Origin of the sequence: Pseudoalteromonas sp. SG45-5 (assembly GCF_014164085.1) — a bacterium.
Taxonomy (GTDB): domain Bacteria; phylum Pseudomonadota; class Gammaproteobacteria; order Enterobacterales; family Alteromonadaceae; genus Pseudoalteromonas; species Pseudoalteromonas aliena.
This window is the reverse complement of record NZ_JACJEM010000060.1, coordinates 17,775-27,218: the sequence shown is the minus strand read 5'-3', so window position 1 is coordinate 27,218 and position 9,444 is coordinate 17,775. Positions and strand designations below refer to the sequence as shown.

The 9,444-nt window shown below is 39.0% G+C and carries 9 protein-coding genes; 6 read left to right on the top strand and 3 right to left on the bottom strand.

Features of this window, described 5'->3' with window-relative positions; genetic code table 11:
• Positions 1–297 precede the first annotated feature (297 nt).
• From H5119_RS17015 to H5119_RS17005, 3 genes are all read left to right on the top strand, one after another.
• Positions 298–519, top strand: a complete 222-nt coding sequence (locus tag H5119_RS17015) for a penicillin-binding protein (protein WP_077535663.1) — start codon at positions 298–300, stop codon at positions 517–519.
• A gap of 261 nt (positions 520–780) precedes the next feature.
• Positions 781–2,805 carry an ATP-binding protein gene (locus H5119_RS17010; RefSeq protein WP_182703069.1) on the top strand — a complete coding sequence of 675 codons (2,025 nt, stop codon included), beginning with the start codon at positions 781–783 and terminating at the stop codon, positions 2,803–2,805.
• Positions 2,806–2,837: 32 nt separating this feature from the next.
• Entirely contained in the window at positions 2,838–3,077 is a 240-nt protein-coding gene (locus H5119_RS17005) for a hypothetical protein (RefSeq protein ID WP_077535661.1), read from the top strand.
• Between the two features lie 109 nt (positions 3,078–3,186).
• On the opposite strand, the gene ahpF is transcribed toward H5119_RS17005, so the two are convergent.
• Both ahpF and ahpC read right to left on the bottom strand, forming a co-directional pair.
• The gene (ahpF, locus tag H5119_RS17000) at positions 3,187–4,767 is read right to left on the bottom strand and encodes an alkyl hydroperoxide reductase subunit F (protein WP_182703068.1); all 1,581 of its coding nucleotides are present in this window, start codon (positions 4,765–4,767) and stop codon (positions 3,187–3,189) included.
• Positions 4,768–4,922: 155 nt separating this feature from the next.
• On the bottom strand, positions 4,923–5,492 hold the full coding sequence (gene ahpC / locus H5119_RS16995) for an alkyl hydroperoxide reductase subunit C (protein ID WP_008134426.1): 570 nt from the start codon (positions 5,490–5,492) through the stop codon (positions 4,923–4,925).
• 278 nt (positions 5,493–5,770) lie between these two features.
• On the opposite strand from ahpC, the gene H5119_RS16990 reads away from it, so the two are divergent.
• The 3 genes from H5119_RS16990 (at position 5,771) to H5119_RS16980 (ending at position 7,676) form a co-directional block, all read left to right on the top strand.
• Complete coding sequence (locus H5119_RS16990) at positions 5,771–6,190, top strand: DUF3429 domain-containing protein (RefSeq protein WP_182703067.1); 420 nt, start codon at positions 5,771–5,773, stop codon at positions 6,188–6,190.
• Between the two features lie 266 nt (positions 6,191–6,456).
• Positions 6,457–6,858, top strand: coding sequence for a hypothetical protein (locus H5119_RS16985; protein WP_077535658.1), 402 nt, complete (start codon positions 6,457–6,459; stop codon positions 6,856–6,858).
• A gap of 2 nt (positions 6,859–6,860) precedes the next feature.
• Positions 6,861–7,676, top strand: coding sequence for a class I SAM-dependent methyltransferase (locus H5119_RS16980; RefSeq protein ID WP_182703066.1), 816 nt, complete (start codon positions 6,861–6,863; stop codon positions 7,674–7,676).
• A gap of 21 nt (positions 7,677–7,697) precedes the next feature.
• Here the strand turns inward: H5119_RS16980 and H5119_RS16975 are convergent, their stop codons facing one another.
• Entirely contained in the window at positions 7,698–9,299 is a 1,602-nt protein-coding gene (locus tag H5119_RS16975; RefSeq protein WP_182703065.1) for a GMC family oxidoreductase, read from the bottom strand.
• Positions 9,300–9,444 lie beyond the last annotated feature (145 nt).

Genomic DNA, 9,444 nt, shown 5'->3' with positions numbered 1-9,444 from the left:
CTGGATAATAAATCTATCTCGAGCAGCTATTTTCAGCGCTAACTGCGTTGAATTTACTTGCAATAGGCCAGCTATTGACGCGTAAATTCGCCTTGTTTTCACTGAAAATCTCTGGCTAGAGAAAATAAATTTAAATATCACCATAATTCAATGCGTTAGTAAATCTCTTAACCAGAGCTCAGGTTAATTAAATTGTGTATCCGTATTTGAGAAAACGTCATAATTGTAAGTTTTGGTTTTTACCTAATCATATTTGGTGTTATTTTATTAACCATAGCCTACACATAAGAGAACATTATGAGCGAAAAAATAAACGAAGAAGCACTCCACGCCCTAAAAATAGCTTTTACTTACATGCCTAAAGCTATTGAAGTGACAAAATACGAATATGGCGAGCGTTATCAAAGTGTGCTTGATCACATTGAAGCCGTACGCGAGATCCTACTTATTAACGACGTAGATCCTGAAGAAGTTGGTGGTGATATAAACCCTCAGTACACACCAAACTCAACTTACTAAAAACAATAAACTGCGAGCATAACTTTGCCCGCAGTTTATAAAAAATAATAACCAAGTAAAGTTGTTTTAGTTTTTGCTAAACTAGGGCGTGTTGACCTTTGTGGATTGAAATTTGTTCAATTTAGGGGCGATTTAATCGCGGCGCGAGGTTTGTAACCTAGTGGGCTAAGTAAAAACCGAGCAACAAAGAGTTAATTGCCCCTAGGTAGAACCCTTCGGGCAGCTGTAAATTAAGTTCTAAAACCAACAGGATGTTTACCATTGAATTTTCTTAGGCAATTTCACGACATAGTGTCTAACCAAAGTCTGAGCTTTGACGAAAAAATTAATCAACTATTAGCATTCGGGCTTAATGTGTTTAACCTTGACGTCGCTATCATTAGTAAAGTTGAGGGTAAATGCTATACCGTGTTACATGCTATTACGCCAGATAACTCGCTAGAAATAGGCACTCAATTTGACCTAGAAGGCACCTACTGCGTACACACTCTTGTTGCGGGCTCCGCACTTGCATTTCATAACGTCTCGCAAAGCGTAATAGCTAATCACCCTTGTTATGCAAATTTTCAACTCGAATCGTATATTGGTGCGCCTATCAAAATAGGTGACGATATTTTTGGCACTGTAAATTTCTCCTCACTTAACCAGTCTCCTATTTTTACAGATGAAGCCTACGATTACATAGAGCTATTTGCACAATGGTTAGGCGCAGAGTTCGCGCGCGCTATAACCAAAGAACAGTTAATAAAAAACAGTAACGATTTGCTAAAATTAGAAAGCGTAGCAAATATAGGCACGTGGGAAGTTGATCTCACTAATAATAAAATTTATTGGAGTCAGCAAACCAAACGAATCCATCAAGTTGATGAGAACTATAACCCTGAAATGGACTCTGCTATCGATTTTTATAAAGAAGGTACAAGCAGAGATAATATAAACAAGGCCGTAGAAAATGCAGTTCATCATGGTGAAAAGTGGCATTTAGAGCTTGAAATTATAACAGCAAAAAAACAAACAATTTGGGTATCTACCTTCGGAGAAGCACAATTTAATGGTGACCACTGCGCGCGGTTATTTGGTACATTTCAAGACATCACTGAAGCGGTAACACTAAGAGAAGCGCTCAAAAAGAAAAAAGCCGAAGCGGAGCGCTTGCTAGATGATAGAAGCATGCTTTTTGCAAAAATAAGCCACGAACTCAGAACACCGCTAAATGGCATTACGGGCATGCTCACTACATTGATAGATGAGCATAATGAAGAAAAAAGAGCTGAAAAAATAAAAGTGGCGCTACGTAGCGCCGATATACTTTTGAGTATAATCAACGAAGTTCTCGATTTTTCTAAAATAAATCATGGTGAATTAAAGCTAGAACCCACTAACGTTTTACTAAAAACAACCTTTACTGATCTGGTGTCTTTGTATACGCCTTTATTCAAAAGCAGTAATGTAGAGCTAGAAGTAACAAATGAAATTTCTGATAACTGCTGGGCATATTGCGATAACACACGACTAAGCCAAATTACCTCTAACTTATTAAGTAATGCGTTAAAATTTACTGAACACGGTTGTGTAAAACTGCATACATCAGTCCTTAATAACAATAATAAATTAACGCTAAATATTGAAGTAACTGATACAGGAAGAGGCATGACAAGCCAATTCCTTCAGTCTTTGTTCTCCCCTTTTACTCAAGAAGTTGATGCTAAAAATAGTAAAGGTGGCACAGGGCTTGGCCTCGCAATAGTTAAAGAACTTGTTGAGTACATGGGCGGGAAAATTAAGGTCAGTAGTAAAGTGAATCAAGGAACTACTTTTTCGCTAAATATACCCATAGAACTAGGTAAAGAGCAAAAAGTAGAGCTAAATCCGCTATCAAAAATAAATATTAACGCGTGTGAGCTTGCTGTTTTAGTGGTTGATGACAACGACATAAACAGACTTGTTCTTGATGCCTCACTGAACAAATTCAATATAAAACCAGACTTTGCAGTAGATGGACAAGACGCCATATTTAAATGCGAGCAAAAGCATTACGACCTTATTTTTATGGATTGTATTATGCCTATACTCGATGGCTTTGAGGCAACAAAACAACTGCGATCAGAAAATATCTGTACGTCCGATTCAACCTATATTGTGGCCTTAACAGCTAATACTTCATCGCAAGATAAATTGGCATGTAAGCAAGCGGGTATGGATATGTTTATTTCAAAACCATTTAAAATGCACTCATTAGAAATTGCTATTGCCTCGGCCGCTAAGCGGCTGAAACTAAAACATTAATAAGAAAATATAATTGTATAAGGAATTCAACAATGAAAAATATATTTAGAACCGTATTGTTCGCTATATTAGCTATAGTGCTATTCAAAGGTTTTTCAACTCAGCAATGGCCGCCATTAATTATTGTCATTGTGGGGATCAGTATTTTACTACTCTCAACTTTTGTTACAAAGGCTAAATCTACTAGAGGCTCGTCAAGTTATGTAGGCGGTGGCACGTCTCATACGGATAGCAATTGCGGCGGTGGTGATTCTGGTGGTGGCTGCGATTAAATCGCATGTTAATTTTTAGGCATAAAAAAGCCGCCTTTGGAGAAGGGCGGCTTGGGTGAACAAACAGCTAAGGGTGAACGCTGTTATATCAAGAGAGTTTTCTGGTTAACTAAGCAGCGCTTTGATCTTGTTCGGTTTCATCGCTGTGGCGAATTAAATAATCAAATGCGCCTAAGCTTGCCGTTGCACCACTGCCCATTGCAATAATAATTTGTTTAAACGGAGTATTGGTCGCATCCCCCGCGCCATAAATACCCGGTAACGAAGTTGCGCCTTTAGCATCAATCAGTATTTCACCAAATTTGCTTAGCTCAAGGTCGCTGTCTTTTAACCACTCGGTATTTGGTATTAAGCCTATTTGCACAAATATACCGGCAAGTTCAAGCTCTTGGCTCTCCCCCGACACTCTATCTATGTACGTTAAGCCTGTTACTTTTTTACCATCACCAAGCACTTCGGTTGTTTGTGCACTTTTGATAATAGTAATGTTAGCCATGCTTTTAGCTTTACGAACGAGTACTTCATCAGCACGTAATGTGTCTGCAAATTCAAGTACCGTAACGCTTTGCACAATATTGGCTAAATCGATTGCCGCTTCTATACCTGAATTACCACCGCCAATTACAGCAACAGGTTTGCCTTTAAACAAAGGGCCGTCGCAATGTGGGCAATATGCCACACCGTGGCCGCGATATTCTTGCTCCCCTGGTACGTTCATTTCGCGCCAGCGTGCACCAGTGGCAAGTACGAGCGAGTTAGCTTTGAGTACTGCGCCATTTTCAAGTGTAATTTCGTAGCCATTGTTATAACCAAGTGCCGCTGCACGCTGATTATGCATTACATCTACATCGTATTCTTTAACGTGCTCTTCAAGCTGAGCAACTAACTTTGGCCCTTCAGTCGCCTTAATCGAAATAAAGTTCTCTATTGCTAATGTATCTGCAACTTGTCCACCAAATCTATCAGCCACAATGCCTGTATTTAACCCTTTTCGCGCTGAGTAAATCGCAGCCGATGCGCCCGCAGGCCCACCACCTATGACAAGTACATCAAATTTATCTTTTTCGCTTAGCGCTGCTGCTTGTTTAGCAGCCCCTTTGCTATCTACTTTATTGAGTATGTCAGTAAGGCTTAATGCACCTTGGCTAAATGGTTCGCCATTTAAATATACAGCCGGTACAGCTAAAATATTTCGCTCTTCTACTTCATCTTGAAATAATGCACCATCAATCATGGTGGCTTTAATATTACTGTTTGTCGCAGCCATAGTGTTAAGTGCTTGCGCGACTTGCGGGCACGTTTGGCAACTTAGACTTATGTATACTTCAAAGTTTAACTCTTGAGTAAGCGATTGTATTTGCTCAATGTCTTCGCTTTTAGCTTTACTTGCGTGTCCGCCAGTATGCAAAAGTGCTAACACTAAACTGGTGAATTCGTGACCCATAGGTACGCCTGCAAACGTAATATGAGTGTTTTTAATAGGTGAATGTACAACCATTGACGGACGACGTGCGCTCGTATCAGGGTTGTTTATTACCGTGAATTTATCGCTCAGTGAGGCTAAATCGTTTGCTAAGCTTTCTACCTCTGCTGATTTTTTGCTGTCATCCAAGGCAATAAGCAGCTCAACAGGTTGAGTAAGCGATTCAAAATGGCTTTTTAATTGATTTTTTATGTTGTTATCTAACATGGCTTAACCCTTTTAGAAAAATTTAAACAGCAAGCCTCCCATGCCAAATAATGCATGTGCTTAAACAAGTATATTGATAGAGGAGGCATCAACAAACGTATGCTTGTTAATTTAAGGGCAGTTACCTGCCCTTACTTGATTGGAAAATCTGGTACTTAGATTTTACCAACTAGGTCTAGTGAAGGTGCAAGTGTGTCTTCACCTGGCTGCCAAGATGCAGGACAAACTTCACCGTCGTGAGTTGCAATGTATTGTGCAGCTTGTACTTTACGAACAAGTTCTTTAGCGCTACGGCCAATACCTAAATCGTGAGTTTCAATAATTTTAATTTCGCCTTCTGGGTTCATTACAAATGTACCGCGAAGTGCTAAGCCTTCTTCTTCAATCATCACGCCAAAGCTGCGTGTAATACGTCCTGTTGGATCGCCAATCATTGGGTAAGTGATTTTACCAATTGTGTCTGACGTATCGTGCCATGCTTTATGAGTAAAATGAGTGTCAGTAGATACTGAGTAAACCTCTACGCCCATTTCTTGAAGTTGTGCGTAATGATCTGCCACATCGCCAAGTTCAGTAGGACATACAAATGTAAAATCTGCTGGGTAAAAGAAGAAAATTGACCATTTACCTAGAACATCTTTTTCAGACAATTCTACAAAGTCACCGTTGTGGTAAGCGGTTGCATTGAATGGTTGTAATTTTGTATTGATTAATGAAGTGCTCATGGTATTCCTCATTTATATTTAAGTAGAATTAAAGTTACTCAACGCAGCCGTAATATATGGCCTCTTGCGTTGGCTTGATTAATACAATACGGCCAATGGATAATTAAATAAAATTGATTGTTTAGATTAAACCAATCGATTTTTAAGATTGAACTATATAATCTCTTTTATCGTAAGCATTATTTGGACTATAGATACTGGCGAATTATTAAGATAGCTAATCGCAATACTGCTACAATACTTCCGCTTTTAATCACATAAATACAAGGCATACTATTATGGAAAAATTTATCAACCACATTCAATTAGGTTACTTAGGCTTAATCCCATTTTTAGGCTGTGTAGGTTGGCCTCTTGTGTTTGGTAGTAATAGTATTAATTTAGAGTTTTTTACTTTTTACAGCATTGCAATATTAGCATTCATGGCGGGTAACTTATGGCGTGCAGGTGAGCAACGCTACAGCGATGCAGTAAAAGCTGTACTACCTGTTATACCAGTACCGTTTTTAGCATTTTTTCCTGTTGAGTGGGCGCTTGGTTGGTTAGCTGCAAGTTTTTGGCTAGTACTACTTTTTGAAAAAGCGACTGCACAATGGCAAACCTACCATAAAGATTATCAAAAAATGCGTGTAGTACTCACCTCTGTTGTGTTTGTTTGTCATATCCTTATTATCGGTATGAGTATTTATCCTAAGTAACCTGAGCTCTGGATAATAAATCTATCTCAAGCAGCTATTTTCAGCGCTAACTGCGTTGAATTTACTTGCAATAGGCCCGCTATTGACGCGTAAATTCGCCTTGTTCTCACAGAAAATCTCTGGCTAGAGAAAATAAATTTAAATATCACCATAATTCAATGTGTTAGCAAATCTATTAACCAGAGTTCAGGTTAAATAGCAGCTGTAAACTTAAATATTGTTCGGTAATAAGGTAATATCCGCGCACTGCTATTTAAGGACACACCATGATTGACCAATTACGCCAACAGCTCGATGAACTAGGCGAAAACTACGTAGAGAAAAACGCTGCATTTAAAATCAAAGTGATCCCTTTTTTTTGCGCTATTCGCATTAAAAAAGATCATAAAAGCGAAGGTCGTTTGAGCTTTTATTCAAGTCAATTACTCGAGATTTTCTTAGTCGTCTTATTTTTATTATTTGGTTTAACACTTTACGATACAGATGCAGGATTTACCCACGGGCCTATTCATATTGCATTTGCCATTTTAATTACTTTTAATCTTATTATTAAACAAATCGCAATTGAAGGGTTAAAAACCAGACTCGCGTTTCATCGCTTACTTGCAGCACATTCTCAAAAAAGCACTGATAACACCAGCCAAGCTAAAAATAGCACCGCTAAATAAGTATGTATTTAAATCCTAATTGGCGAGTACTCACCGTGGGCGATGGCGATTTATCGTTTTCAAGCGCTATACATAATCATCTAAAGCCACACCTATTAGTCGCCTCTACCTACGATGATGCAACCACTATTGAACATAAGTATCCCGATAATGCGCTCAATAATTTAAAAGCGCATAACGTTGAAGTGCTTAATCGTTTTGATGTCACAAATACAGCGTGCTGGCAAAGCTTAGACGGTTATTTAAATAGCTTTGATGTAGTCATTTTTCAGTTTCCGCTTATACCTGCCTTTGTTGGTCGTGAAGCATTTGAAAATAACACGCGCCAAACCAGCATGAATGTACTTAACCGCGCTTTACTGCATCAATTTATTAAATACGCTAATGAATACGCGCTTGATAAAAATGGTCCTATGCTGTGCTACATTACCTCTAAAGATGTAAAACCCTATCGCGAATGGAATATAGAAGGCAGTTTAAATAACGGTTTAAGCGCTGAATATTTAGGCCAAATGCCTTTTGATATTAGTCGCTTTGAAGGCTATAAAATTCGTAACGTTGACCGCGATAAACACGTAAAAGATACCAGCGGTATAACGTACGTATTTAGCCCAAAAGCGATGAATACTCACACCAATGAATTAAGTGCACAGCTTAAAAAACCAGCGTACTTAACACCAAACCATTGCCCGCTTTGTCGCGTTGGGCCATATATGGCAAATGAAGATGAAACTAAGCACATAAACGCTAAAAAACATCAGCAAATGCTACGCCTTGAAAGCAATTGGCAACAATGGCTAAACGATTTTTATAACTAAGGGTCTTTGAACACGCCCTAATTAAACATTTGCGCACTTAATTAAATCAGCTGCTTTTTCAGCAATCGCAATTACCGGGGCATTAGTGTTTCCGGTAATTATGCTAGGCATAATAGACGCATCAACTACACGTAAATTACTCATCCCATGAACTCGCAAATTAGTATCCACTACAGCCATTGAGTCTTGCCCCATTTTACATGTTCCCACTGGGTGATATTCGGTATCTGCAGTTTGACGAATAAATGCAATCAGCTGCTCATCATTATTTATATCAAGCGGATACACCATTTTACCGCGTATGTTATCAAAGGCAGGGCTTTGCATAATAGCCAAGGTTTTTTTAAGGCCCGCAAGCATTACAGTTAAATCATCTGGGTGGCTTAAATAATTAGGGTCTATAAGCGGTGCACTACGTGGGTTGTTATCCGCTAACGTAATAGTGCCACGGCTTTTAGGACGCATAATACTACTGTGAATACTGTAACCATGCCCTGTGTGTAGTTTACGACTATGATCGTCCACCAGCCCAATTACAAACTCTAGTTGCACATCAGGTGCAGGCGAGTCTTTAAATAATTTAATAAACGCATGGGATTCAGCAAAATTGCTGGTTAATCGCCCTTCTCGTTTAGTAAACCAATTTACACATTCTTTAAAAATGCTAGCAATACCAAGCGGGCTTACACCAAAGGTGCCTTTACTTGTTTTTGATTTATAAAGTGGCACTACCGTTAGATGATCCTGTAAATTAGCACCCACGCCGTCAAGTTCGTGTTCTACTTTAATACTATGCGCATTGAGATGATCCTTTGGACCAATGCCTGAAAGCATTAATATTTGCGGTGAATTAATCGCTCCAGCACTCAGTATTACTTCTTTTCTTGCTAGCAGATCAATAACTTGATTATTGCGCTCTATTTGCACGCCTTTTGCGGTCTTATTTTTTATATTTATTTTATTAACGTGGCTATTGGTTAATACCGTTAAATTTGGGCGGTTTAAATACGGGGTTAAATACGCTTTTGCTGCACTACAACGTTCGCCATTATGCTGAGTTACTTGCGATAAACGTGCGCCACTTTGTTCTTCGCCATTTATATCGTCGTTTATATCAACGCCCTGCTCGACACAGGCATTTAAAAAGCACTGGTTTACATCGCTTGGATTACTTAGCTCTTGTACGTGTAGCAAACCTTGAGTGCCGTGGAGATCATTATTCACAAACGCTTTATTATTTTCGGCTTTAATAAAATAAGGCAGTAAACTCTCAAAATCCCAACCCGTATTGCCATTAGCCGCCCATTGGTCGTAATCGTATTTATTGCCTCTTATGTAAACCATCGCATTAGTCGAGCTTGAGCCACCCAGTACTTTGCCGCGTGGTACAAACCCACAACGATTATTAAGCGCTTTTTGCGGCACGGTATTGTAATGCCAGCTATTAATACCATAAGGTACGCTCGCCGCAATGCCTGCAGGCATTTGCACAAACGCACTATTATCGCTCTTGCCAGCTTCAATTAAGCATACACTTACATTTTTGTCCTCTGACAAACGCGATGCAATAACGCAGCCGCCACTGCCTGCGCCAATTATAATGTAATCATACTCTGTGCTCATACAGCTTAGCCATTTACTTTTTATTTACACCACAATACATAAAATCAGCGAATTAATCGCTATTTATATTGCGTAAATACACAGTTAAAGAAAAGGGTTAATCTAAGTGGCGCCTAGCCTTAAAAACTTAACCAACAAAGAAAAG

Coding starts and splice junctions, on each gene's coding strand:
- H5119_RS16975 (WP_182703065.1), bottom strand. CDS start 9,299: ATGAGCACAGAGTATGATTACATTATAATTGGCGCAGGCAGTGGCGGC.
- ahpF (WP_182703068.1), bottom strand. CDS start 4,767: ATGTTAGATAACAACATAAAAAATCAATTAAAAAGCCATTTTGAATCG.
- ahpC (WP_008134426.1), bottom strand. CDS start 5,492: ATGAGCACTTCATTAATCAATACAAAATTACAACCATTCAATGCAACC.
- H5119_RS16985 (WP_077535658.1), top strand. CDS start 6,457: ATGATTGACCAATTACGCCAACAGCTCGATGAACTAGGCGAAAACTAC.
- H5119_RS17005 (WP_077535661.1), top strand. CDS start 2,838: ATGAAAAATATATTTAGAACCGTATTGTTCGCTATATTAGCTATAGTG.
- H5119_RS17015 (WP_077535663.1), top strand. CDS start 298: ATGAGCGAAAAAATAAACGAAGAAGCACTCCACGCCCTAAAAATAGCT.
- H5119_RS16980 (WP_182703066.1), top strand. CDS start 6,861: ATGTATTTAAATCCTAATTGGCGAGTACTCACCGTGGGCGATGGCGAT.
- H5119_RS16990 (WP_182703067.1), top strand. CDS start 5,771: ATGGAAAAATTTATCAACCACATTCAATTAGGTTACTTAGGCTTAATC.